This window comes from Burkholderia sp. Bp8991, from assembly GCF_003853795.1.
Classification (GTDB): domain Bacteria; phylum Pseudomonadota; class Gammaproteobacteria; order Burkholderiales; family Burkholderiaceae; genus Burkholderia.
Window position 1 is genome coordinate 290,746 of sequence record NZ_QTQJ01000002.1, and the last position, 24,940, is coordinate 315,685.

Genomic DNA, 24,940 nt, shown 5'->3' on the forward strand with positions numbered 1-24,940 from the left:
GGAACCCGGCGGCACATCCGCACCGCACACGAATGAGCAAATTAGCTGTCCTGCAGTGACAAACGCGTGCCTAGAAGTATAGAAGAAGTGCGTCGTGCCTTCGCCGATCATCGAACAAATCTATCTGTCGTCGACCACAGCATTGCCAGATTCAATCCGGCGAAACGGGCATAAAAGGTATGCTTTCCACATGAAAAAATGATGCGTGGCGGTCATTTTTTCGCCTGCTCCTCGACGGTTTCGGTCAATACTTCCAACTCGATACACTCATGTCGAAATCCGACGATGACGGCGCGCGGCTGTTCGGCCGCTCGCCAACGATTCAGGACCTGCTGCTGAAGGTAGCGCGTGTCGCCGCGACGCGCGTCAGCGTCCTGGTGGTCGGCGAGAGCGGCGCCGGCAAGGACATCGTCGCGCGGCTCATCCACGACATGAGCCCGCGCCGGCGCGGGCCGTTCGTGCCCGTCAACTGCGGGGCGATTCCGAAGGACATCGCGGAATCCCATTTGTTCGGACATGAAAAAGGCAGCTTCACCGGCGCGATCGCGCAACATGTGGGCATGTTCGAAGCCGCGCGCGGCGGCACGCTGTTTCTCGACGAAATCGCGGAAATGCCGGCGGAATTGCAGGTGAAACTGCTGCGCACGCTGGAGACGAACACGATCGTGCGCGTCGGCGGTCACGAAGCGATTCCGCTCGACGTGCGGATCGTCGCGGCCACCCATCACGATCCGGTCGAGGCCGTGCGCAGCGGCCGGCTGCGCGAGGATCTGTTCTACCGGATCGCGACGATCGCGCTGCACGTGCCCGCGCTGCGGCAGCGCGAGGACGACGTCGGCGACATCGCGCTGCAGATCGTCGAGCGGCTGAATGCACGGCATCGCACGCGCAAGCGTCTGTCGCTGCAGGCGATGAAGGCGCTGCGCGCCTATACGTGGCCCGGCAACGTGCGCGAGCTGCGCAACGCGCTGGAGCGCGCGTTCATTCTCGCCGACGAGCAGATCGAACTGCAGCTGCCGCGCCGCCAGCCGCCGCGCGAGGAGGTGCGTCACAACGCGATGACGCTCCATATCGGCACGACGCTCGCGCATACGCAGCAGCGCTTCATCGTCGCGTCGCTGCGCCATTTCAACGGCGACAAGCCGCGCACCGCGAAGGCGCTCGGCATCAGCCTGAAGACGCTGTACAACCGGCTCGCGCTGTTGCCCGAACACGAGCGCAACGCGGCGAGCGCCGCGGCTGCGCCGACGCCCGCCGCGAGCAGCGCAAGCGGCGCCGGCGGCACCGCCGGTGCCGACGGTGCGGCCGGCAGCCCGAGCGCGGGCATGCCGCCGGGCGCAACGAACCCGTAAGCGGGCCGCGCCGGCGGCCGCCCGGTCTACGCCGCGACGTCGCACAACGCGCTGTCCCACTCGCGCACGAACCGCTCGATCCCGAACCGCTCGCACGCGTCGCGCTTCGCCGCCGCGCCCCACTCGCGCGCGAGATCCGGATCGCGGAGCAGCATGCGCATCGCGTCGATCAACACGGCAGGCCGCGTATCGGCGACCCCGTTGCAGCCGCTCCTCACGAGCTGCGCCATCTCCGTCGTTGCGAGCGCAACGATCGGCAGCCCGATCATCATCGCCTCGATCACCGCGAGCCCGAGGCTCGTGTAGCGGATCGGATTGAAGAAGAAGCGGTAGTGCGACAGGAACTGCGGGAGCGCCGGATTCGGCACCTCGCCGATGCCGCCGAGTTCGGCCGAGCCCATCCCGACCAGATCGAGCGGCACGCTGTGACGCACGGTCTCGAACAGGTCGGCGCCGAGACGCCGCCCGCGTCGCGCGAGGTGGTTCACGACCGTCACGCCCTTGGGCAGCGTGCCGCGATACTCGACACCGTCGGGCAGCAGCACGCCGTGCTCGATCACGCGCGTCGGCGTGACGCCGCTGTCCCACATCAGCGCGTTGAACGGCGTCACGTGAACCAGCAACACGTTCGGGTCCTGCACGGGGTGAAGCGTGTCGGTCGGGTGCTCGCGCGGTGGATCGTGTTCGACGAACAGCGCCGGCAACGCACGCTGCGCGTCGCTCAGGAGCCGCAACCGGTCGTGCGCGTAGTGATTGTGATGCTGATACAGCACGCAGTCGAACTCGGTGTCGCGCACGCACTCGACGGGCACCTCGTACACGTTGTCGCCCCACGGCAGGTGCCCGACCCGACCCGCGTAACCGGGCGGATGCTGCGGCTTCGTCATGATGTAGAAATCGTGCGGCGCCTGCGACAGGTAATACAGATAGTTGCCATGCACGTGCCAGGTGAGCACGCGCAAGCGCTTACGTGACATGACGTCTCTCCTCCGCGAGCAGCTTGCCCGCCCGCTCCATCACGTCGTCGACGCCGATCGCCGTCGCGCACTCGTGCCCGTACGGGCAGGTGTCGAACGCGCACGGCCGGCAGGCCGGATAGTGCGCGAGCACGCGATGGCGTTCGGCGTCGAGCGGCGCCCAGCGGGCCGTGTCGCTGCCGCATGCGACGACGATGCTCGGCGTGCCGAACGCCGCCGCGACATGCGACACGCCCGTGTCGTTGCACAGCACGAGCCGCGCGCGGCCGATCAGCGCGGCCAGCGCGCCGAGCGGCGTGCGCCCGCACAGGTTCACGCACGGCCGCGCGAGATGTTCGACGAACGCGCCGGCCAGCGCGAGTTCCGCGCGCGTGCCGGTCAACACGATCTGCCAGCCGTCGTCCGCGAGCTGGCGTGCCGCGCTCGCGAAACGCTCGACCGGCCAGCGCCGCGACGCCATCCGCGCGCCCGGATGAACGATCACGTAGCGGCCCGGATCGAGCGCATGCTCGTCGCACAGCACGTGCCACAGCGCGTAGTCGAGGCCGCCCAGCGGAAACTCCAGGTAGTCGCCCCAGTCCGGATAGCCGAGCTTGCGGGTCAGCGCCAGGTAGCGCGTGACCTCGGGCTCGCCGTCGCGCCAGACGAGCGCACAGTCGAGCGCGGTCGTGCCGCCGTCGGGCGGCACGAAACCGGCGGTGCGCGTCGCACCGAGCGACGCGACGATCGCGTTGGTCTGCACGCCGCTGCCGTGCAGCTGGATCGCGAGATCGAAGTCGCGCGCGCGGCATTCCGCGACGAACGCCTCGCGCGCGGCCGGCTCGGCGTCCGGCTGCTCGCCGAGGCCCGGCGCGCCGGGAAACGCGATGAAGTTGTCGATGTAGTCCGAGAAGCGCGATGCGAACTCGCGCGCCCACGGCAAGCCGATCAGCGTGATGCGCGCATCCGGCTCGCCGCGCCGCAGCGCGCGCAGCGCCGGCACCGCGCACAGCATGTCGCCGAGCTGCAGCGCGCGGAACACCGCGATGCGCATCGGACCGGACGACGAAACGGATTCGAGCATCATAGGAAGAACACCCGGAAGTGGAGCGCACCGCGCACGCGCCAGTACAGCGACACGGGCGGGATCGCGATCGACGTGACGATCATCTCGGCGACATGCGACGGCGTGAGCCGCGTGCCGCGCAGCCGCTTCGCGCAGAATGCGGCCGTGATCACGGCCCAGGCCGTCGCGCACGCGATGCCCGGCACGCGCCATCCGGCCGCGAAACAGCCGAGCGCGCCGAGCGCGAACAACACGGCCGCGTAGTAATTCCACGGCGGCATCGCGCGGATATGACGCCGGTAGGTCGCGCGATGCTTCTTGTACAGCAGCGCGTCGAAATACACCTTCGACTGCTGGCCGATGCTCGCGCCCCAGCGCGCGGGACGCACCGGATGCACGATCCGCGCGGCATCGACGCCGACGATCGGCCCCGCGTGCTCGCGCAGCGCGAACATCAGGTCGGCGTCCTCGCGCCATGCGCGCGTGAAGCGCTCGTCGAACCCGCCTACGCGCTCCAGCGCCGCGCGCCGCACGAAGCAGTTCGCGGTCGCGAATTCCGCATGCGCGAGGCCGGCCGCGTCGCGCTCGTGGTCGGTCGGGCGCGCTCGCAACGGCACGTCGATGCGCCCGGCCGCGGCCGCCGCCGACGGTTCGGCCAGCAGCGCGGCAGCGCCGTGGCGCAGCCAGGTCGGATCGGGAATCGTGTCGTCGTCGGTGAACGCGATCAGCGCGCCGCGCGCGCTGCGCCAGCCGATGTTGCGCGCGCCCGCCGGCCCCTGCGTATCCGGCGCGGTCATGTAGCGGATCACCGGCACGTCGGTCATGCGCGCACGACACGCGTCGACGGTTTCCCATGCGCTGCCGGCCGGGTCGTCGTCGACGACGACGATCTCGTAGGTGGTCGGATCGAACACCTGCGCGCACAGCGCGTCGAGGCAGCGTTCGAGCAGGCGGGGCCGCCGGTACGTCGGCACGACGACCGACACGACCGGCGGCAGTTGCGTGTCGCGCATGTTCACCTCGGCTTCTCCAGCAGGAACGAACCGATCACGAGCGCGTCGAGCGGCGAAGTCCAGAAGCACTCGAGCGCGTCGCGCGGCGTGCAGACGATCGGTTCGCCGCGCGTGTTGAACGACGTGTTGACGAGCACCGGCACGCCGGTCAGCGCGTCGAACTCGGACAGCAGCGCATGCAGCAGCGGATGCTGGTGTGCGTCGACGGTCTGCACGCGCGCGGTGCCGTCGATGTGGCGCACCGCCGGAATCGTCGCCTCGGCGCCGGGCGCGATGTCGTACACGAACAGCATGAACGGCGCGCGCAGCGGCGTGCGCCGCCCGCCGTTGAACCAGTGGTGTGCGTGGCTTTCTAGCACGACCGGCGCAACCGGCCGGAAGTCCTCGCGATCCTTGATCCGGTTCAGCTTGCGCTGCATGTCCGGATCGATCGGCGACGCGAGGATCGAGCGGGCACCGAGCGCGCGCGGCCCGAACTCCATGCGGCCCTGGAACCAGCCGATCACGCGGTTTGCCGCGAGCAGCGCGGCCGTCTGGCTGGCGACGTCCGCGAGCCGCCGGTACGGCAGCCGCGCTTCCTTCAGGAACGCCTCGATCGCATCGTCGCCGTACGACGGCCCGAGATACGCGTGATCCATCCGCCAGTCGCCGCGCATCCCGCGCATCCGGAAATCGGTCCACAGCGCGGCGCCGAGCGCGGTGCCCGCGTCGCCTGCCGCCGGTTGCACCCACACGTCGTCGAACGGGCCGCGATCGCGGATCTTCGCGTTCATCACGCAGTTCAGCGCGACGCCGCCCGCCATCGCCAGTTGCTGCTCGCCGCTCTCGGCCGCGAGCCAGTCGACCGCCTGCAGCGTCGTTTCCTCGAGCACCAGCTGCAGCGCATGCGCGATGTCGCAGTGATGCGGCTCGATCGGTCCGCCGCGCTCGCGCGGCGCGCCGAACAGCGCGACGAGATCGCCGTCGGCAACCTCGTAGCGCCCGTCGCCGTTGTAGCTCACCAGCTTGCGCATCGCGTCCGCGAACACCGGCTTGCCGTACGACGCGAGCGCCATCACCTTGTACTCGTCCGACGAATGCAGGAAGCCGAGGTAGCGCGTCACGCGCTCGTACAGCAGGCCGAGCGAATGCGGCAGGTTGACCTGGCCGAGCCGCCGGTATGACTGGCCGTCGAACACGCCGTAGCTCGTCGTCGCGCGTTCGCCGCGTCCGTCCATCGTCATCACCGCGCAGTGCTCGTACGGCGCCGCGAGAAACGCGCTCGCCTCGTGCGCGAGGTGGTGCTCGATGAAATGCCAGCGAAACGGCCCGTCGTGCGCGACGCCGCGAAAGCGCCGCTGCAGGTGGTGCGGCGCGCCGCCCGCGAGCTGGCGCGGCGCGTTCACGATCGACGACAGGAACAACGGATGCCACGGCGATGCGCCGTCGGCACGCCGCGCATGCGCGGACGGCGCGAGCGGCAGCGTCAGCTCGGGCGCGTCGCCGTGACGGTCCAGTTCGAGCCACGGATCGTACGAATATGCGACATGGTCGACGTCCGCGAGCGCGATGTCCGCTTCCGCCAGACAATAGTCGATCGCGTGAAACGGCAGCTCCCAAGTCGAGAACGGCACCGGCCGCTTCGCGTGCTTCACGTGCGTGAAGCGTTCGTCCTCGGCCGCCGCGATCACCGCGCCGTCGCGCACGAGGCACGCGGCGCTGTCGTGAAAGGCGGCATTGATGCCGAGCGTATAGGTCGGAGCAGGCATGCGTCAGGTCCTCGTGATGACTTGCGCGAACGGAATCACGTTCGACACGCTCGACGCGTTCGCCGCGACCGGCTCGGCAGCGTGCAAGGTGGCGCGCGCGGCCGCGTGTTGCGCATGGCGCGCGCTGCGGCGCAACAAGCCGTGCGTCGCCTCGACGACATCGTCGACGCTCACGCCGAGCAGGCACGGATGGCCGGGCTGGTTGCACACGCTGCGGTAGCAGTTGCGGCACGGCACGTCGACGTTCAATGCGCGGTGCGGCACACGCCACGGCGTGTGCTGCGGATTGGTCAGCGCGTACAGATCGACGACCGGCGTGCCGAGCGCGGCCGCGAGATGCACGGGGCCGCTGTTGTTCGTCAGCAGCAGGTCGGCCGTCTCGATCAGCGCGCCGAGCTCGCCGAGCGGCAGCACGCCGGCGAGCGGCACGGCGCGCGGCCCCGCGCGTTCGCACACGGCATCCACGAGCGCGCGCTCGTCGGCGCCGCCCGTCACCGCGATGCCGTCGAACAGCGGCGCGAGCCGCGCGGCCACGTCGCCGAAGCGCTCGGCCGGCCAGCGCCGCGACGCCGCGCTCGCGCCCGGATGCACGACCAGCCAGCGCGTGTGCGCCGGCGCCGGCCGGCGCGGGCCGCCGATGCGCAGCAGCGCCGCGCGCAAGCGCGAGTGCAGCGCGCGTCGCGCCGCATCGCCCGGCTCGAACGCCATGCGCCAGTCGCACGTCTTCGCGCCGATCGCGCGGACCAGCGCAAGCTGGCGCGCGACTTCGTGGCGCACGCGCGAATCCGGCTCGGTCTCGGGCACGCGGTCGGTCAGCAGTTCGTAGGGGTTCTCGCGGCAATGCGCGAGCCGCAGCGGGATGCCCGCGAGCCAGCACATCATCGCGGCCGGCAACGGACTCTGGCTGTATACGGTGAAGATCACGGCCGCGTCGAAGCGGCCGGCCAGCAGCCGGTCGATCATGTCGAGATCGACGACCGGATCGCCGCGCACGTCCGGATGCTTGACCCACGGCGCGTCGTACGTCCACACGTCGTCGACCATCGGCAGGTGTTTCGCCAGCGCGGCGCCGGTGCGCGACGTCAGCAGCGTGAGCCGGCGGCCGCGCCCGCTCTCCTTCAGCGCGCGCAACGCGGGGGTCGTCATCAGCACGTCGCCGAGGCTGTCGAGGCGCACGCACAGAATGCGCCGCGCGCGATCCCAGGCGGCGCTCATCGCCGCACCCACGAGCCGTGGCGGCGCACGGCCTCGCGCGCGACGAGGTCGGCGGCGAGGTCGAGCCGGTCGACCACATGGTGCGGCGTGCGCGCGGCATCGAGCCGCCATTGCGTCTCGTTGCCGCGGTCGACGAGTATCGTGCCGCAGCGCGCGGCGCGGCCGGCCTCGACGTCGTCGAGAATGTCGCCGATCATCCAGCTCCACTCGGCGACCGCGCCGAGCGTGGCGATCGCGCGGCGCACCATCCCCGGGCGCGGCTTGCGGCAGATGCAGTCGCAGGTGTAGCGCGGCACGCTGCCCGCCGGGTGATGCGGGCAATAAAAAAAGTCCGCCAGCACCGCGCCGTTCGCTTCGAACAATTCGGCGAGACGCTGACGGACCGCGCCAAGCTTCGATTCGGCAAAGTAGCCGAGCGCGACACCCGGCTGGTTCGACACGACCGCGATCGGCATGCCCGTCGCGCCGAGCGTGCGCAATGCGCGCGCGGCGCCCGGCGCAAGCTGCATCCGCGCGGGGTCGACGTTGTACGGCAGGTCCTCCAGCAGCGTGCCGTCCTTGTCGAGCAGCACCGCGCCGGGCAGCCGTCGCGCGCGACTCACGGCCATGACGTCTCCTTCATCGGCAGCACCATCAGTTCCGGCACGACGGTGCCCGGCGGCTGCGTCAGCACGAAACGCACGGCCGCCGCGACGTGTTCCGGCGGCTGCAGCGTGTCCACGTCGATGTCGGGGAAGCGATCGAGGAGGAACGGCGTGCGCATCCCGCCCGCGACGATCGCCGACACGCTCACGCCGGCCGGCCGAAGCTCCGCATGCAACGCATGCGACAACCCGAGCAGCCCCCACTTCGTCGCGTGATACGCGGACGCATTCGGCCATGCGCGCTTCGATGCGGTCGACGCGATGTTGACGATGTGGCCGCTGCCGCGGGCCTTCATCATCGGCACGGCCGCGTGGCACATCAGGTACGGGCCGAACAGGTTGGTCATCATCACCTGCTGCCAGGCGGCGACGCTGACGTCGTCGATCGGCGCGGTCACGTCGATCGCCGCGTTGTTGACGATCACGTCGACGTCGCCGAGCGCCTCGCGCGCGTCGTGCATGACCTGCAGCACCGACGCCTCGTCGCGTACGTCGAGCGGCCGTCCGACCGCGCGGCCGCCATGCCGCTCGAGGCGCTGCGCGACGGCCGCCGCGCGATCGCCGTCGAGATCGGCAACGATCACGTGTGCGCCGTGTTGCGCCAGTTCCTCGCAGATGGCCTCGCCCAGGCCGCGACCGCCGCCCGTCACGAGCGCGGTGCGACCGGCGAGCGACGCTCGCGCTGGATCGTGAGTCGCGTTCAACATGCACCTCCTGTAAGCGTCCGGAATATCGAGGCGTTGACACTTGTCGTGACAAACGTCGTACCAGAGGTACAGCGAAAACCGTGCCATTGCGCGAACGCCCGCGCCACATCGCGCTCCCCCCGCGCGCCCGCTGGCTTTTTTATAACCGGCTGTAAAAACGGGCCCGCTCGCCTGCGCTCAGATCGCAAGCGCGTCCGGCGTCGCCTGCGCGCGGTGCTTCGCGAGCGCACGCAGGCAGTGCGCGATGCAGCCCGCGAACGCCTCGTCGAACCAGGGCTGCGCGCCCGACACGCCGACCACGATGCCGTGCTGCGCGACGCCGCCCCACAGGTTCGTGTCGCCCGCGCGCAGCCGGTACGGCTCGAGCGCCTGCACGACGTGGCCGTCGCAGCCGGTTTCCCACGACAGCCGCGCCTTCGCGCGGGCGTACGCACGATAATCGGCATCCCAGTCCTTCGGATCGGGCAGCGAGAACTCGTACAGGATCGCATCCTCGAACGCCGCGTCGCGCGGCCCGAGCGCCGGATCCATGATCACGACGTGCAGGCAGCCGCTGTCGCCGACGAAGTCGCTCTGCAACGCGGCCGACAACGTCGGCAACAGCAGCTCGACGGCGGCGACCGCGGCCTGGCGGTCGGCGAACGCGCTACCGGCGCGGCGCTCGGTCAGGACTTCGGGGGGCGTCGGATTCGAAAGGTTCGGCATGGATATCTCCGGAGGAAAGCGCGAGCGCCCGCAGCGTCGCGATCAGGTCGGCCGCTGCCGCGGGCTTGGTCAGATAGGCGTGGAAACCCGCTTCGACCGCGCGCGTGCGGTCGCGCTCGCGGGCATGGCCCGACAACGCGAGCGCTTCGAGCGGCGCCCGGCCGTCGCGCGCACGCTCGGCGTCGAGCTGGCGCACGCGGCGCATCACCGTGTAGCCGTCTTCCTCGTCGGCGCCAAGGTCGATGTCGCATACCAGGAGCGCCGGCCAGTCCGCGCGGCGCGTGTTACGCATCTCGTCGAGCAGCGCGTGGCCGGACGCGAACACGCGCACGTCCGCACCGGCGACCTGCAGCAGCGCGGCAAGCGCTTCGCGCGCCTCGTCGTGATCGTCGACGCACGCGACGCGCACGCCGTCGAGCGGCTTCGCGTCCGCGGCCGCAACGGCGCCCGGCCCGGGATTCGGCGCGGCAGCGTCGGCCGGTTGCAGCGACGCCGGCGCAACCGCGCACAGCGGCAGCGACAGGTGCAACGTCACGCCGACGTCGTCGCGCTCGCGAACGACGTAGCCGCCCGCGTCCTCGATCGCGCCCTGCAGCCGTTCGAGATCGGCCAGCGACAGCTCCGGCGCGTCGACGCCGGTGCACGTGATCGTGATCCGCGCGTCGGGGTCGTGCCGCGCGGTGCGCACCTCGACCCGCCCGCCGCCGCTCGTGTCGATCCCGCCGCGGCACAGCTCCCACACGAAGCGCCGCAGTGCGGCCGGATCGGCCTTGACGACCAGATCCTCGTTCGACAGCTCGCGGAACACCGGCACGCCGCGGCGCGCGGCGGCTTCCGCCAGCGCATCGAGCACCTGCGCCACCAGCGGGTTGATCCGCACCGGCTGCAGCGCGAACTTCGCCTCGGTGCGCTCCAGTTCGCGCTGCTTCGCCTGCAGCGACCACATCTGCGCATACACGCCGTCGCTCGCCAGCAGTTCGTCGTGGGTGCCCTGCTCGACGAGCCGGCCATGCTCCATCACGAGGATCCGGTCCGCGTCGACGATCGTCGACAGCCGGTGCGCGATGACGAGACTCGTGCGGTGCCGCGCGACGCGCATCAGTTCCTGCTGGATCGCGCGCTCCGAGCGCGTATCGAGCGCCGACGTCGCCTCGTCGAACACGACGATCGGCGGCGCCTTCAGCAGCGCGCGCGCGATCGCGACACGCTGCCGCTCGCCGCCGGACAGCCGCACGCCGCGCTCGCCGACACGCGTGTCGTACGCATCGGGCAGCCGCTCGATGAACGCGTCGAGTTGCGCGCCGCGCGCGGCCGCGATCACTTCGCCGCGCGTCGCGTCGCGCTTGCCGTATGCGATGTTGTAGGCCAGCGTGTCGTTGAACAGGATCGTGTCCTGCGGCACGATGCCGAGCGCATCGCGCAGGCTTCGCTCGGTCACGAGGCGCAGGTCCTGGCCGTCGATCCGGATCGTCCCCGCATCGGGCTGGTACAGCCGGAACAGCAGCCGCGCGAGCGTCGACTTCCCCGAGCCGCTCCCGCCGACCACCGCGACCGACTGTCCCGGCTCGACCCGAAACGACACGTCCCACAGAATCTGCCGGCTCGGCTCGTAGCCGAAGTCGACGTGCTCGAACTCGATCGCGCCGCCGCGCACCGCGAGCGGCTGCGCGCCCGGCGCGTCGCCCTCCTCGCCCGGCTTGCCGCGGGCGTCGAGCAGCCCGAACAATCGTTCGATGTTCGTCATCGCGTCGTGCGCCTCGCGGAACACGAAGCCGAGCGCATTCAGCGGCAGGCTGATCTGGATGATGTACGCGTTGATCAGCACCAGGTCGCCGACCGTCATCGTGCCGCGCGCGACATGCTGGCCGGCGAGCAGCATCACCGCCGCGATGCCCGCGCCGATGCATGCGCTCTGCCCGATATGCAGCGTCGACAGCGCGTACTGGTTGTCGACGCCGGCCTCGCGCCATGCGTCGAGCACGCGTTCGAGCCGGCTGCGCTCGACGTCCTCGCGCGCGAAGTACTTGACCGTATCGACGTTGAGCAGACTGTCGACCACGCGCGCGTTCGATTCGGCCTCGAGCACGTTCACGCGACGCTGGTAGCGCATCCGCCGGCGCGTGAAGACGGTCGTGTAGGCCGCATAGACGGCGAACGTGACGAGGATGATCGCGGTGAAGCCGCCGCCATACTTGCCGATCACGATCACCAGCACCGAGCCGATCTCGATCGCGGTCGGCACGACGGTAAACACCGCGACGCCGAGCAGGTAGCCGATCCCGGCCGTGCCTTTCTCGAGGTCGCGCACGACGGCGCCGGTCTCGCGCTGCGAATGAAAGCGCGCGCCGAGCCGGTGCAGATGACCGAACGTGCGGACCGTAAACGACGCGACCGCGTGCTGCGTGACCTGCACGAACGTCATGTCGCGCACTTCGTTCAGCGCGTTCGCCGCGAAGCGCACGACCGCATACGCGAACAGCAGCAGAACCGGCAGCGCGATCGGCTGGCCGGCCGTGCGGCCCAGCCCGTCGACGATGTCCTTCAGCAGCAGCGGCACCGAAACGGCCGCCGCCTTCGCGAGCAGCAGCAGCGCCAGCGCGGCCAGCACGCGCGCGCGGTAATGCCGGATCGCGCGCCACAGCTCGACCGCGATGCGCGCGCGCAGGCCACGTGCGTCGCGGCCACGACCGTCGCGCGGCGTGCTGGCGCTCGAGTCGCGATCGTCGCCAATGTCGCCGTCGTCACGCGGTCCGTCGTCGGTGCCGGTCGTCATGCGCGCATTGGCTGTGTCCGTGGCCTTGGCCGGGTCGTCCCGCGCATCGGCCGTCAACGGCGCCGATCGCGCTCGCGACCGGCGCCGCTACCCGGTTCGGGATCGCGCGCCGCAGGCTGCGTCGGCGTGACCGTGCGTTGGGACGGATGCAGCACCATGCCCGTATCGGGTTGTTCGCCGTCGCGGCGCACGCGCACGCGGTTCTCGACGTCGCGCACGCCCATGCAGCCGTCGGCGATGTCCTCGATGTCGTGCTTCATCCAGCGCTGCGGTACGGTGCCGTCGAGTTCGACGCGGCCGTCGCGCACCTGCACGGAGACATCGCTCACGTCGATGTCGAGCGCATGCGCGAGCCGCTCGCAGACGTCCTCGCGAATCCGCTCGTCCGAACGCGTGTAGCCTTTCGGGCCGCGCCGATGCCGCATGGCCTCGCGTTGCGCAGCGTCGCCGAAGCGCGACAGGCCGGACGCATCGGCACGGCGCTGGTCGCGCCCGTTGTAGGCGTCGTAGTCGCCCTCGCCGCCATGCCAGCCCGTCCGGTGCTGGCCGCGGAACCGCGGCTGATCGGCATGGGCGCCTTCACGTCCCTGGCCGCCTTCCGCTGTGCGGCCGCGGTTGCCGTAGCCGCGCCCGGACTCCCACGCCGGATCGCGCGAACCGCCGGGGCCGCCCGGCGCACCGCGCCAGTCGGCGCCGGCGTCTGCGCCGCGCTGTTCGGCCGACGAGCGGGCCGAGCGCTCGCTCCATTCGCTGCCCCAGTCTTCGGGGCCGACGTCCTCGCTCGCGAACCGCCGGTACGCGGATTCGTAGTCGGCATCGTGGCGCCGGGATTCGTCGCCGCGAAAATCGCGCTCGCCGGTGTCCCGGTACGCGCGTTCGCCGCGCTCCTGCCAGTCGGGCGGGCCGCTCCGTTCGGCTTGCCGTCCGGGAGATCGTCGTTGCATCGTGTCCCTCCTTGATCGCGCCTGTGCCTGATCGCGCGTGTGCCGCGTGCGGACCCGGACCCATGTCGCGTCGCGGCGCACGTCGGTCAGGTCGATGCAAGTCGCGTGCCGCCCGTTGGCCAGCACACCGCGGGGGCGCGGCGAAGCCCAGGGCGGCACGCCCGCGCCGACGATCGCGGTCCACGTCGCGATCGCCGCGCAGCGCGCTGACGGGGGCAATGCGGATCGTCGCGCTTCGGCGGGGGTCCTTGGCAGGGCGCACCTGGCCGGGCACCCTTTGCCCGTCGCCCCTGGCTGGACGCCCCTATCTGCAACGCAATTGCAGTTTTTGCGCGAATGGTCGCCGTGCAGCGACCCTATGCGCCACCCGCACCCGGTTCGTCCGGCGCATCCGGATCCTCGGTGCCGCCGGGCTCGCTCAGCCGTTCCGTGCGATCCGGCTCGATATCGGCGCCTTCCTCGAGCCCCGCGTCGCCGTCCGCCGACGCGCGCTCGCCGGTGCCCGCGCGGTCCGTATCGCTGTCGAGGGCCGCGTCGCCGCGCTCCAGCGCGTGCTCGTCGAGCGGCGAATCGACGTCGAACGGATGGCGCCGCGCGCCGGCCGTGTCGCTGCCGCTGTCGGACGAATCGCTCGGACCCAGCGCGCGGCCGTCGCGGCCGCGCCGTACGTTGTCGTCGTCCGGGCCGGCCGGTTCGTTGTCGGGGTTCAGTGTGCTGTTCATGTCGATGCCCTCGGGTAGCCGTGAAGCGGCGCGCCGCCGCCGGAGGCCGGCTGTCGCGCCGGGCCGGCCGCGGCCTGCGGACCGGAGGGCGACGCAATCGGCATGCCGCGCCGCCGTCGCCGGGCCGCCACCGGCAGGATTTCGCACTGCGGGCGCGACGCGGCACAGGCCATGCGCCCCCATTGATCAGGCGATTCGACCTCCCTTATGCTTTCGGGGTGTCAATCCGATTTGAATGGCCGCAGCCGGCGCGTCCGGCCGCGGCGGGGCGGCGTTCCTCCGCCCGCATCCGACTTGCCGTTCCGATGAAGAAAGACGACGCCATTTCCGATCTCCACCCCCCGCTCGGGCCCGCCGATGCACGCGACCTGCTGCACCGCTTCGCCGAGTTCCGTTTCGAGACCGTCGTCGGTGCGATCACCGACTATGCGGTGTTCATGCTCGACGCGCACGGTAACGTCGCGACGTGGAACGCGGGCGCGGAGCGCATCAAGGGCTATCGGACGGCCGAGATCGTCGGCCACCATTTCTCGCGTTTCTATCCGCCCGATGCGATCGTCGCCGGGCGGCCCGCATTCGGGCTCCGCGAAGCCGTCGTGCACGGCCGCTTCGAGGACGAAGGCTGGCGCGTGCGCAAGGACGGTTCGCTGTTCTGGGCCAGCGTGACGATCACGGCCGTGCACGACCATGCGGGCCAGCTGGCCGGCTTCATCAAGATCACGCGCGACATGACCGAGCGCAAGCGGCTCGCCGAACTCGAGGTGTCGACGCACCGGCTCAGCGTGTTCATCGCGATGCTCGCGCACGAGCTGCGCAACCATCTCGCGCCGCTGCGCAATTCGGTCGGCGTGCTGCAGAGCCTGCCCGATCCGGCACCCGCGCTCGCGCAATGCCGCGACGCCGTGCATCGCCAGGTCGGCCAGCTGACGCGGCTGGTCGACGACCTGCTCGACGTCGGGCGCATCACCGCCGGCAAGGTCCAACTCGACCACGCGCCGGTGACCGTGCGCGACGTCGTCTGCCGCGGCGTGGAAAGCGTCCAGCCGAAGCTGGCCGCACGCGAGCAGAACATTCGCGTCGACCTGCCGGCCGATCCGCTGGTGGTGCGCGGCGACGCCGCGCGGCTCGTGCAGGTGCTGCACAACCTGCTCGACAACGCGTCGAAATTCTCGCCGCAGGGCGCGCGCATCGACGTCAGCGCGAGCGCCGAAGGGGCGGTCGTCGCGATTCGCATCACCGATCACGGCGTCGGCATCGCGCCGGGTTCGCTCGAATCGATCTTCGACCTGTTCGAACAGGAAAGCGTGCCGGGCCGGCGCGCGTCGGACGGCTTCGGGCTCGGCCTCGCGATCTGCCGGTCGTTCGTCGAACTGCACGGCGGGAGGATCGCCGCGGAAAGCGCCGGCCCCGGCCACGGCGCGACGTTCACGGTGCGGCTGCCGCTCGAGCGCGCGATGCGCCCGACGCCCGGCGACGCGCCGGCGCCGGCGCCGCGCACGACCGAGCCGCCTGCCGGCGCGCCGCTGCGCATCGTCATCGTCGACGACAACCGCGACTCCGCCGACACGCTCGCCGTGCTGCTGCAGATCAAGGGCCACGCGCCGCGCGTCGCGTACCACGCGGACGACGCGCTGGCGCTCGCGCGCGACATCGTTCCGCACCTGATGCTCGTCGACTTGTCGATGCCCGACGTCGACGGCTTCACGCTGCTGCGCGAACTGCGCGCGATCGATGCGCTGGCCGGCACGACCTGCGTCGCGTTGTCCGGCCATGCGAGCCCGGCCGACTTCGCACGCACCGCGAGCGAGGGCTTCGACGATCACCTCGTGAAGCCCGTCGAGATGGCGGTGCTCGACGCGCTGCTGGAGCGCGTCGCGCGCAAGGTTCACGGCGCGCCGTAGCCGCTCATGCCATCGCGCGGCACATCGCCGCGCACGCATCGCATGCCAGCGCGCAGCGCCGGCAATGGTCGTGCGCATGCAGCAGGCATTCGGCCGCGCACACCTCGCACGCACGCGCGCACAGGGCGCACACCTGCGGCGCGAGCACGCTGTCGCGAGCCATCGCGGCCGAGGCAAGGCGGCACAGCTGCGCGCACTCGATGTCGAGCGCGATGCAAGCGGCCAGCGCGTGCGTGTCGGGGTCCGCCAGGCACCCCGCCGTACACGCGTCGCATGCATGCGCGCACGCATCGCACGCGGCCATGCAGTTGTCGTAGAGATCATGGAACCCGTTCATGGCAGCACTCCTCGTTGCGGTTCGCAGCGTCATGGCGTCAGCTTCACTTTCAGCCAGCCCGGCTCGCGCACGTCGAACGCGCGATACGCGTCGATCGCGTTCGTCAGCGGCTCGCAGCGCGTCAGCACGGACGCCGGGTCGAACGCACCGCTGCGCACGAGCTCGATCAGGTGCGGCGTGACGGTCCGGTGATTGCAGTTGCCCATCTTGATCGTGAGGTTCCGGTTCATCGCCTCGCCGACCGGAAACACGCGCGCCTGCGGCGGATACACGCCGATCACCGCGACCGTGCCCGCCTTCGCGACCGCGCGCACCGCCCATTGCAGTACCTGCGAGGGCCCGTCGCCGGGCGTCCAGTAGCGGCCGTCGGGCTTGCGGCGCGGCGCGACGGCGTCGACTTCCGCATCGAATGCACGCGCCGCGTCGTGGTCGGCGGCGGCCGGTCCATGCGTCGCGCGCATCGCGTCGACGCCCACCGCATCGATCGCACGATCGACCCCGATCCCGCCGGTGAGCCGCAGCACCGTGTCGACGGGGTCTTCCTCGGAGAAGTCGATGGTCTCGGCGCCCTGCGCGCAGGCCATCTCGAGCCGCGACGCGATGCGGTCGATCGCGATCACGCGCCCGGCGCCCATTAGCTTCGCGCTCGCGATCGCGAACTGGCCGACCGGCCCGGCGCCGAACACGGCCACCGTGTCGCCCGGCTTCACTTCCGCGAGCTGCGCGCCGAAGTAGCCGGTCGGAAAAATGTCGGACATCAGGATCGCCCGGTCGTCGTCGATCGCGTCCGGCAACCGGATCAGGCTCGCGTTCGCGAGTGGCGTGCGCGCGTATTCGGCCTGCAGCCCGTCGAACGGCCCCGTGTCGGCCGGGCCGCCGTAGAACGCGGTGCCCGCGCGCGGCCCGCCCGGGTTCGCGACGTCGCATTGCGCGGTGTAGCCCGCGCGGCAGTACACGCAGCTGCCGCACGCGATCGTCGACGGAATCAGCACGCGATCGCCGCGCTTCAGGTTGCGCACGTCGCGCCCGACCGTCTCGACGATGCCGACACCCTCATGGCCGAGGATCGTGCCGGGCTTCATCCCGCCGAGCGTGCCGCGCACCATGTGCAGGTCGGTGCCGCAGATCGCGCTGGCCGTCAGGCGCACGACCGCATCGGTCACGTCGACGACTTGCGGGTCGGGTACCGTATCGATGCGAATGTCGCCGATGCCGTGAAATACGACTGCTTTCATGTCAGGCCCTCCTTGTCGAAAGCGGTAACGGTGCAAGTACCGTCACACTGTTCGAGCAAGGCGCGCGCCCGTGCGCGCAGGGGGCGGTGCGGTGCGTGGTCAGCCGGCCGGTGCGTCGTTGTCGATCGACATGCCGATCGCGGCCGGCAGCGCGGCCGTGCGGCGCATCGTGTCGACTGCACCTCCATGTCGGCACCGGAAATACCGGAATGTTCACGCTCGGGTTCATGATCGCGAACGGCGCCGCGATCACCTCGGTCGAGAAACCGCAGTCGAGAGTCACGGGAGTCTGTCCGGCTCGGCGGTCTCTGCGCAAGCCGCGACGATGCGATGACAGTTGTGTGCGCAACTCTTTTTTCCAGAGCGTGTACCGGTCAGCGCACAGTCGGCAGCCCGTTCACGCGCGCGTCGTGCCCTGCTGCTCGAGCGCCGCTTCCGCGCGCAGGCAGTCGAGATCCCGGCCGATCGTCGCGACCGCGAGCCGTGCGTTGCCGCGCCAGAACGCGACCGAAGCGTCATGCGTGCGCAGGTCGCCGTCGATCTCGACGCGGTCCCATTGCTCCGCATGTCCGACATAACGGACCGTCAGGTCGTAGTGCTGGCTCCAGAAGAACGGCACCGCGTCGAACGGCCGCTGCTGGCCGAGCATGTTGCGCGCCGCGGCGATGCCCTGCCGCTCAGCAACGACCCAGTGCTCGACGCGTATGCGTTCGCCCGTCAACGGATCGGGCCAGCGCGCGATGTCGCCGGCCGCGTAGATGTCCGGTGCGCTCGTCCGCAGGAAACGGTCGACCGTCACGCCGCGATCGACGGCGAGCCCCGCATCCTGCGCGAGCGCGAGGTCCGGATGCACGCCGATGCCGACCACCACCACATCGGCCGGCAGCGCGTCGCCGTTCGACAGCGTCACGCGCTCCGGCGCGATCTGCGTGGGCGTCGCGCCGAGATGGAACACCACGCCGTGCGCTTCGTGCAGCGCGCGGATCGTGTCGCCGAGCGCTTCGCCGAGCACGCGCGCCATCGGATGCGCGTCGGGCGCGACCACCTGCACGTCGAGCCCGCGCGTGCGCAGCGCGGCGGCCGCTTCGAGGCCGATGAAGCTCGCGCCGATCACGACGCAGCGCCGCGCCGTCTTCAGCTTGCCGATCAGCGCCTCGCAATCGGCCCGCGAACGCAGCACGCACACGTGCGGCAGATCCGCACCCGGCACGGTCAGCCGGTTCGGCTCGGCGCCGGTGGCCAGCAGCAGCGCGCCGTAGCCGACGCGGCTGCCGTCCGCGAGCTCGACCGCGTGCTGCGCGGGATCGATCCGCGTGACGCGCATGCCGCAGCGCACGTCGATGCGCTGGTCGGTATAGAACGACGCGCCGCGCAACGGCAGCCAGTCGGCCTCGGCCGTGCCGGCCAGATAGTCCTTCGACAGGTTCGGCCGGTCGTACGGCGGCTCGCTGTCCGCGCTCAGCAGCGTGATCGCATGCGGATAGCCTTCCTGGCGCAGTGTCACGGCCGCCGCGATCGCGGCCGCACCGCCGCCGACGATCACCACCGATGCGGGCAGCCCCGCCGCGTTCAGCGCGGGGGGCGATGCGGCTGGCCGCGCATCGAGCACGACCGCGCGGCCGTCGCGCCGCTCGACGCGCCAGCACGTCAGGCCGTCGAGCGCCGGCGCGCGCAACAGCTCGCCGGTGCGCAGGCAGAACGCCGCGTGATGCCACGGACAGCGGATCGTATCGCCGACCAGCAGCCCGTCGGCGAGCGGCGCGCCGTAGTGCGGGCATTGCGCGCCCACGGCAAACAGTTCGTCGGCGCGGCGCACCAGCAGCACCGTGGCGTCGCCGACCTGGCCCTCGATCATCGCGCCGTCGGCGAGGTCGTCGAGCGCGATCCCCTGCGCGAGATCGGGACGTGAAGACGAGGCGTCGCTTCCGGACATGGCGTGGCTCCCGGAGTGTGGGGTAACGATCCCATTATCGGCGTCCTTCCCGAAAAGAACAGGTACAGACGACCCCGCAGCGCACGCAAACACGGACTGTGGCTTGTACGCGATCCGCGACCGGCGTAGAACGTCATCGACGTTGCGGCGCAACACGCCGGATGCCCGTGCGCGGGGGGCCGGCGAGCCGAGCAATCCGCGTACCGCCCCGCCTTCATCCCGTCACGAGGAGCGACCCGATGGCGACCGTTCTATGCGTGCTCTATCCCGACCCGGTCGACGGCTATCCGCCGCATCACGTGCGCGACGCGATTCAGGTCATAACGCGAGCTTGCCGACCGTGACGATCGCGCGTTCGATCTCCGGCGACCACGGGCTGCTGTAGTTCAGCCGGATGAAATTGCGGTAGGTGTCCGCGATCGAGAACATGTAGCCGGGCCCGATCGTGATCCCCTGCTCCAGCGCGAGCTGGTACAACCGCATCGCATCGACCTGCGCCGGCAACTCGACCCACAGTACGTAGCCGCCCGCCGGGCTCGAGATGCGCGTGCCTTCCGGGAAGAACCGCGACACCATCGCGCGCATCAGGTTCGCTTGCTGCGCATACGCCTTGCGAATCCGCCGCAGGTGATGCTCGTAACCGTCGCGTTCGAGGAACTCGGCGATCGCCAGCTGCGGCAGCGACGGCGTCGCCAGCGTGTTCAGGAACTTCAGCTTCTCGACCTGTTCGCGATAACGGCCCGGCAACGCCCAGCCGATCCGGTACGCGGCCGTCAGGCTTTTCGAGAACGACGCGCAGTGCAGCACGATCCCGTTGCGGTCGAACGCCTTCAGCGCACTCGGGTGCGCATTGCCGAAATACAGTTCGTTGTATACGCCGTTCTCGATCACCGGCATATCGGCTTTCGTTGCGAATTCAACCAGTTCGCGCTTGCGCTCGTCGGGCATCTGGAAACCGAGCGGATTCTGGAAGTTCGGCATCACCATGCATGCGGCGATCGGCTGCGACTTCGCGATCGCCGCCAGCGCCGCGATGTCGATTCCGTATTCAGGATGGGTCGCGACCTCGATCGCCTTCATCCCCATCCGTTCGATCGCGTGCAGCATCGCGTAGAACGTCGGCGACTCCACCGCGATCGTGTCGCCCGGTTTCGCGACCGCCTGCAGGCACAGGTTGATCGCCTCGGTCGCGCCGACCGTCACGATGATCTCGTTCGGGTCGACCGACATCCCGTTTTCCAGGTAGCGCCGTGCGATCTGCCGGATCAGGCGCGGATGGCCGGGCGGCAGCCCGTCGGTCACGCCCCACAGCGACTTGTCGCGGCCGGCCGCGTACGCGTAGCGGTTCAGCTTCTCGAACGGGAACAGGCTCGGGTCCGGGTATGGCGAGCCGAGCGGCACCGCGTCGTCGGTGCCGATCGCGCGCAGCGTGGACAGCACGAGCCGGCTCATGTCCACCGACGACGAGATCGCGATCGGCTTCGACGGCCGCAGCTCGCGCACCGGCGCGTGCCCGTCGTCGTTGCGCAGGTTGACGAAGTACCCCGACTGCGGGCGGCTCTCCAGCAGCCCGCGGCTTTCGAGCAGCAGGTACGCGTGCAGCACGGTCGTGATGCTGATCCGGTGCTGCTGGCTCGCCTGCCGCACCGACGGCACACGATCGCCATGTCGATACACGCGTTGCCGGATGAGTCTCTCTATGTCGTTCGCGAATTTCTCGTAGAGCTTCATCCGCCTCGCCCCGCCAGCGGTGAACCAGCCTGCGACGCACAGGTGCGCGTGCCGTGCCGCTGCACGAAGCCGGATAGCCGTGTCCGGCCGCGGGCGTTCCGGTGCGAGCCACGTCCATTACCGAAATTGAAGGCGGATAGCAATGCGAAATCCATCATGAGAAGGATCGGCATCCTACTGCGTCATTTCGGCGAATGTAAGTGACAGTTTGGCGATCAAACCTCAAATCGCACACGTGTGGTGAACAGATGGAAACGCGGCAGCCGCGAGTCGGCGCCGCACCGAATCAATCTCGGTATAACGAAATGAACTACCGAACCGACACCCCCATCGATCGGCCCCGCACACACACGCATCACCGACGCGCATGCACATCGTCCTCGACGTCGTCGACCTCCGCTGGAAAGCGATGCTGGCCGAAACTGAGGATCAACACGCCTACCGCGAGCAGCACGATTCCGAACGTGGTCATCAGCATCCGCTCGGGGCTGTCGGTGGCGCCGCGCAGGATCAGGTCGCGCGCGAGCGACGTCATCGCAATGAACAGCGGAAAGCGCACCGGCAGCCGGCCGAGCCGCAGGTAACGCACGTTCATCGCGAGCACTTCGAGATAGAGGAACATCAGCAGCAGGTCGGTCAGCGACACCTCGCCCGCGAGCACGACCTTCCACGCTTCCTGCGTCATCGCGAACGCGGTCGCGAGGCCGATCACGATCAGCCCGGCCAGCTCGGCCGCGTGGAGGAAGTGTCCGAAGCGGCGGCGGATGCGCTCGGCGGCCGTATCGGCGGAAACAGTGGACGTATTCAAGGCGATGACCGGTGCAATGAGGGTTGTGCCGCGATCGACGCTGGGTCGACACGGCGGATGGTTTCGGGCGGCGGAAAGCCCGCGACGCGCGCATCGGGAAAGGTTGCGCACGCACCGGCCGCGGTGGTGGCCTGCGCGACCGCGGACAGCGTGCGCCGGCAGCACTGGTGGAACGCGACGCCCGCATCGGTACACGCCACGTCGCCGCCCGCACGCGCCAGCAACAGCTGGCAGCCGAGATACCGTTCGAGGCGGTCCAGCCGCTCGCTGACTTGCGCGCGTCCGAGCTTCAGTTCGGACGCCGCGGCGGACACCCCGCCATGCTCGACCACCGCGACATAAATACGCATCGCTTCCAGCAGGTTCATCATGATGGTCCTCGTCGGCGGGCGGAGCGAACCTAATCTACTGCACGCGCCACGCCCGCTCAAGAGCACAGCGCCGCGGGTTTCAGGAGTACAGCTGCAGGCCCGCGACGCAGAATCGGACCCCGATCAACCCATTCGAATGACAGATTGGCGATACGTGTTCCAAAGACCCGCCGAAGCTGCTAGATTGCATGCTCGACGACGTTACGCGGTGCGGCGAGGTCGCGCGCCGGGCGAACGCGCGGCCACCGAGCCTGCCTCCCCCTTGCGCGCCCGGGCGGCAGGCCGCCGCCGCTGCGGCCCGTTGCGCGATGCCCGCGCAACGTCCTTCATCCGCATGTCACAAAGAGAACAGTCGCATGACACAGTCCAACCGTTCGTCTTCGCGCGCCGCGGCATCCGCGGCCCGTCCGTCCCGACATGACTGACCGGCAGGCCGCGATGCAAACCCGTCCCCCGCTTTCCCAGGCCGTTCACAGCCCGGTCACGCGCAGCGCGATCTTCCTCGTTGCCACCGTCAACCCCGGCGCCGAGCGCGCCGACACGATCCGCGCGTGGTGCGGCGACATCGCCGCGCTCGTGCGCTCGGTCGGCAAGCGCGTGCCGGACGGCAACCTGTCCTGCGTATGCGGCTTCGGCGCCGACGCCTGGGATGCGCTGTTCGGCGATCCGCGCCCCGCGTCGCTGCATCCGTTCCGCGAATTCGGCGCCGGCCAGCGCGTCGCGATCGCGACGCCCGGCGACATCCTGCTGCACATCCGCGCCGACGCGATGGACCTGTGCTTCGAACTCGCGACCCAATTGCTCGGCGCGCTCGGCGACGCGGTCACGGTCGTCGACGAGGTGCACGGCTTCCGCAACTTCGACCAGCGCGCGATGATCGGCTTCGTCGACGGCACCGAGAACCCGGAGGGCCGCGACGCGGTCGACTTCACGGTGATCGGCGACGAAGATGCCGAATTCGCGGGCGGCAGCTACGTGATCGTGCAGAAGTACCTGCACGACATGGCCGGCTGGAATGCGCTCGCGGTCGAGACGCAGGAGCGCATCATCGGGCGCACCAAATTGTCCGACATCGAGCTCGCGCCGGACGTGAAGCCGTCGTGCTCGCACAGCTCGCTGACCACGCTCGACGAGAACGGCCAGGAAGTGAAGATCCTGCGCGACAACATGCCGTTCGGGCGCCCCGGCTCCGGCGAATTCGGCACCTACTTCATCGGCTACGCGCGCTCGCCGGCGCCGATCGAGCAGATGCTCGAGAACATGTTCGTCGGCCGCCCGCCCGGCAACTACGACCGGCTGCTCGACTATAGCCGCGCGGTCACCGGCTCGCTGTTCTTCGTGCCGTCGGCCGACCTGCTCGAGGCGCTCGCCGATCGCCCCGCACCGGGCGCCGAAGCCACCGCCACCGCCGCGCAGCCGGCCCCCGCATCGCCCGAGTCGCGTCGTGACGGCTCGCTGAACATCGGATCGCTGAAAGGAGCCAAAGCCTATGAATAACCTGCACCGCGAACTCGCGCCGATTTCCTCGTCCGCCTGGGAGCAGATCGAGGAAGAAGTCGCACGCACCTTCAAGCGCTCGGTGGCCGGGCGCCGCGTTGTCGACGTCGAGGGCCCGGCCGGCCCCGAGCTGTCGGCCGTCGGCACCGGGCACCTGCGCGAGGTCGCGGCACCGCGCGAGCTGGTCGGCGCACGGCTGCGCGAAGTCCGCACGATCGTCGAGCTGACGGTGCCGTTCGAGCTGAGCCGCGACGCGATCGACAGCGTCGAGCGCGGCGCGCGCGATGCCGACTGGCAGCCGGCGAAGGATGCCGCGCAACGGCTCGCGTTCGCGGAAGACGGCGCGATCTTCGACGGCTATCTGGCCGCGGACATCGTCGGCATCCGCGAAGGCACGTCGAACCGCAAGCTCACGCTGCCGGCCGACGTCAGCGCATATCCGGACGCGATCAGCGACGCGCTGGAAGCGCTGCGGCTCGCCGGCGTGGACGGCCCGTACTCGGTCGTGCTCGGCTCGGACGCCTACACGGCGCTCAGCGAGGCGCGCGACCAGGGCTATCCGGTCCTCGGCCACATCAAGCGCATCGTCAGCGGCGAGATCATCTGGGCGCCGGCGATCAGCGGCGGCTGCGTGCTGTCCACCCGCGGCGGCGACTATGAACTGCACCTCGGCGAAGACGTGTCGATCGGCTACACGAGCCATACCGACAAGGTCGTTCGCCTTTACCTGCGCGAAACGTTCACGTTCCTGATGCTGACGAGCGAGGCATCGGTGGCCGTGGCGCCGCAGGGCAACCCGGCGACCTGACGTTCCGCCCGCGCGATGCCCGACCGGCATCGCGCCCACCGGCCGCATGGCCGGCCGCACGTTCGTCGCCGATCGAACCATCCTGCATGGAGCGAGAAATGAGCGAATCGAATGAAGCACTACAGGCACTGCAAGCGTCGATCGACAGCCTGAAGCAGGCCGTCGACGCGAACGCGAGCCGCCAGGCCGGCGACACCGCCGTATTGTTCACCGTGGTGGCGCTGATGCTGGCCGAACTGCCGCCCGACACCCGCAACCTGATCGAGGATTCGTTCTCCGTCTGGGCCAATGGTCTGCAGAATGCGGCACTGTCAACCGACGTGAAGCAGATCGCACGGCAGAAACTTGCGATGACGCTCTCCGACTGACGCCGCCGCCTCGTCACGGTTGGGCCATGTCCGGCCCGCACCGTGCAAGCCGCCCGCTTCGCCAGCGGCCGCGCGCCACGCACCGGTTGCGGTGCGCGCGCGGCCC

At 70.1% G+C, this 24,940-nt stretch carries 22 protein-coding genes; 5 read left to right on the forward strand and 17 right to left on the reverse strand.

Features of this window, described 5'->3' with window-relative positions:
- The first annotated feature begins 269 nt into the window (after nt 1-269).
- Nucleotides 270-1,352, forward strand: a complete 1,083-nt coding sequence (locus tag DIE02_RS03380) for a sigma-54-dependent Fis family transcriptional regulator (protein WP_124528760.1) — start codon at nt 270-272, stop codon at nt 1,350-1,352.
- 26 nt (nt 1,353-1,378) lie between these two features.
- On the opposite strand, the gene DIE02_RS03385 is transcribed toward DIE02_RS03380, so the two are convergent.
- The 11 genes from DIE02_RS03385 to DIE02_RS03435 form a co-directional block, all read right to left on the reverse strand.
- The gene (locus DIE02_RS03385; RefSeq protein WP_124528762.1) at nt 1,379-2,329 is read right to left on the reverse strand and encodes a glycosyltransferase; all 951 of its coding nucleotides are present in this window, start codon (nt 2,327-2,329) and stop codon (nt 1,379-1,381) included.
- On the reverse strand, nt 2,319-3,395 hold the full coding sequence (locus tag DIE02_RS03390; RefSeq protein ID WP_124521679.1) for a glycosyltransferase family 9 protein: 1,077 nt from the start codon (nt 3,393-3,395) through the stop codon (nt 2,319-2,321). The genes DIE02_RS03385 and DIE02_RS03390 overlap by 11 nt, the downstream gene beginning before the upstream one ends.
- Nucleotides 3,392-4,387, reverse strand: a complete 996-nt coding sequence (locus DIE02_RS03395; RefSeq protein ID WP_124528764.1) for a glycosyltransferase family 2 protein — start codon at nt 4,385-4,387, stop codon at nt 3,392-3,394. The genes DIE02_RS03390 and DIE02_RS03395 overlap by 4 nt, the downstream gene beginning before the upstream one ends.
- A 2-nt stretch (nt 4,388-4,389) precedes the next feature.
- A complete protein-coding gene (locus DIE02_RS03400) occupies nt 4,390-6,135 on the reverse strand; it encodes a carbamoyltransferase C-terminal domain-containing protein (protein WP_124528766.1) in 1,746 nt (581 codons plus the stop codon).
- Nucleotides 6,136-6,138: 3 nt separating this feature from the next.
- Nucleotides 6,139-7,350: a glycosyltransferase family 9 protein gene (locus DIE02_RS03405; RefSeq protein ID WP_124528768.1), complete on the reverse strand. Its 1,212-nt coding sequence runs from the start codon at nt 7,348-7,350 to the stop codon at nt 6,139-6,141.
- The gene (locus tag DIE02_RS03410) at nt 7,347-7,958 is read right to left on the reverse strand and encodes an HAD-IIIA family hydrolase (protein WP_044848165.1); all 612 of its coding nucleotides are present in this window, start codon (nt 7,956-7,958) and stop codon (nt 7,347-7,349) included. The genes DIE02_RS03405 and DIE02_RS03410 overlap by 4 nt, the downstream gene beginning before the upstream one ends.
- Nucleotides 7,949-8,701, reverse strand: coding sequence for an SDR family oxidoreductase (locus tag DIE02_RS03415; RefSeq protein WP_124485774.1), 753 nt, complete (start codon nt 8,699-8,701; stop codon nt 7,949-7,951). Before DIE02_RS03415 ends, DIE02_RS03410 begins: the two co-directional genes overlap by 10 nt.
- A gap of 177 nt (nt 8,702-8,878) precedes the next feature.
- Nucleotides 8,879-9,406 (reverse strand): hypothetical protein, encoded by a 528-nt coding sequence (locus DIE02_RS03420; RefSeq protein WP_124528770.1) that lies wholly within the window; start codon nt 9,404-9,406, stop codon nt 8,879-8,881.
- Complete coding sequence (locus tag DIE02_RS03425; protein WP_185702558.1) at nt 9,348-12,179, reverse strand: ABC transporter transmembrane domain-containing protein; 2,832 nt, start codon at nt 12,177-12,179, stop codon at nt 9,348-9,350. Before DIE02_RS03425 ends, DIE02_RS03420 begins: the two co-directional genes overlap by 59 nt.
- Before the next feature lie 53 nt (nt 12,180-12,232).
- Nucleotides 12,233-13,123: a BON domain-containing protein gene (locus DIE02_RS03430; RefSeq protein WP_124528772.1), complete on the reverse strand. Its 891-nt coding sequence runs from the start codon at nt 13,121-13,123 to the stop codon at nt 12,233-12,235.
- Nucleotides 13,124-13,479: 356 nt separating this feature from the next.
- On the reverse strand, nt 13,480-13,845 hold the full coding sequence (locus DIE02_RS03435; RefSeq protein ID WP_124485772.1) for a chemotaxis protein: 366 nt from the start codon (nt 13,843-13,845) through the stop codon (nt 13,480-13,482).
- 305 nt (nt 13,846-14,150) lie between these two features.
- Between DIE02_RS03435 and DIE02_RS03440 the strand changes: the two genes are divergently transcribed.
- Nucleotides 14,151-15,746, forward strand: a complete 1,596-nt coding sequence (locus DIE02_RS03440; protein ID WP_124528774.1) for an ATP-binding protein — start codon at nt 14,151-14,153, stop codon at nt 15,744-15,746.
- A gap of 4 nt (nt 15,747-15,750) precedes the next feature.
- Here the strand turns inward: DIE02_RS03440 and DIE02_RS03445 are convergent, their stop codons facing one another.
- The 6 genes from DIE02_RS03445 to DIE02_RS03470 all read right to left on the reverse strand — a co-directional run bounded on the left by DIE02_RS03445 (nt 15,751) and on the right by DIE02_RS03470 (nt 22,161).
- A complete protein-coding gene (locus DIE02_RS03445) occupies nt 15,751-16,083 on the reverse strand; it encodes a ferredoxin (protein ID WP_044848162.1) in 333 nt (110 codons plus the stop codon).
- 29 nt (nt 16,084-16,112) lie between these two features.
- Nucleotides 16,113-17,318: a zinc-dependent alcohol dehydrogenase gene (locus DIE02_RS03450; RefSeq protein ID WP_044848161.1), complete on the reverse strand. Its 1,206-nt coding sequence runs from the start codon at nt 17,316-17,318 to the stop codon at nt 16,113-16,115.
- 397 nt (nt 17,319-17,715) lie between these two features.
- Nucleotides 17,716-19,251 (reverse strand): FAD-dependent oxidoreductase, encoded by a 1,536-nt coding sequence (locus DIE02_RS03455; RefSeq protein WP_124521665.1) that lies wholly within the window; start codon nt 19,249-19,251, stop codon nt 17,716-17,718.
- 318 nt (nt 19,252-19,569) lie between these two features.
- Nucleotides 19,570-20,982 carry a PLP-dependent aminotransferase family protein gene (locus DIE02_RS03460; protein WP_124521780.1) on the reverse strand — a complete coding sequence of 471 codons (1,413 nt, stop codon included), beginning with the start codon at nt 20,980-20,982 and terminating at the stop codon, nt 19,570-19,572.
- Nucleotides 20,983-21,337: 355 nt separating this feature from the next.
- Nucleotides 21,338-21,790, reverse strand: a complete 453-nt coding sequence (locus DIE02_RS03465; RefSeq protein ID WP_044848158.1) for a phosphate-starvation-inducible protein PsiE — start codon at nt 21,788-21,790, stop codon at nt 21,338-21,340.
- The gene (locus DIE02_RS03470) at nt 21,787-22,161 is read right to left on the reverse strand and encodes a LysR family transcriptional regulator (protein WP_260426162.1); all 375 of its coding nucleotides are present in this window, start codon (nt 22,159-22,161) and stop codon (nt 21,787-21,789) included. The genes DIE02_RS03465 and DIE02_RS03470 overlap by 4 nt, the downstream gene beginning before the upstream one ends.
- 417 nt (nt 22,162-22,578) lie before the next feature.
- Here DIE02_RS03470 and DIE02_RS03480 point away from each other — a divergent pair, with 417 nt between their 5' ends.
- From DIE02_RS03480 to DIE02_RS03490, 3 genes are all read left to right on the forward strand, one after another.
- A complete protein-coding gene (locus DIE02_RS03480; RefSeq protein WP_124485766.1) occupies nt 22,579-23,658 on the forward strand; it encodes a Dyp-type peroxidase in 1,080 nt (359 codons plus the stop codon).
- Entirely contained in the window at nt 23,651-24,466 is an 816-nt protein-coding gene (locus DIE02_RS03485) for a family 1 encapsulin nanocompartment shell protein (protein WP_044848156.1), read from the forward strand. The genes DIE02_RS03480 and DIE02_RS03485 overlap by 8 nt, the downstream gene beginning before the upstream one ends.
- 98 nt (nt 24,467-24,564) lie before the next feature.
- Nucleotides 24,565-24,834, forward strand: coding sequence for a hypothetical protein (locus tag DIE02_RS03490; RefSeq protein WP_124521663.1), 270 nt, complete (start codon nt 24,565-24,567; stop codon nt 24,832-24,834).
- Nucleotides 24,835-24,940: the final 106 nt, after the last annotated feature.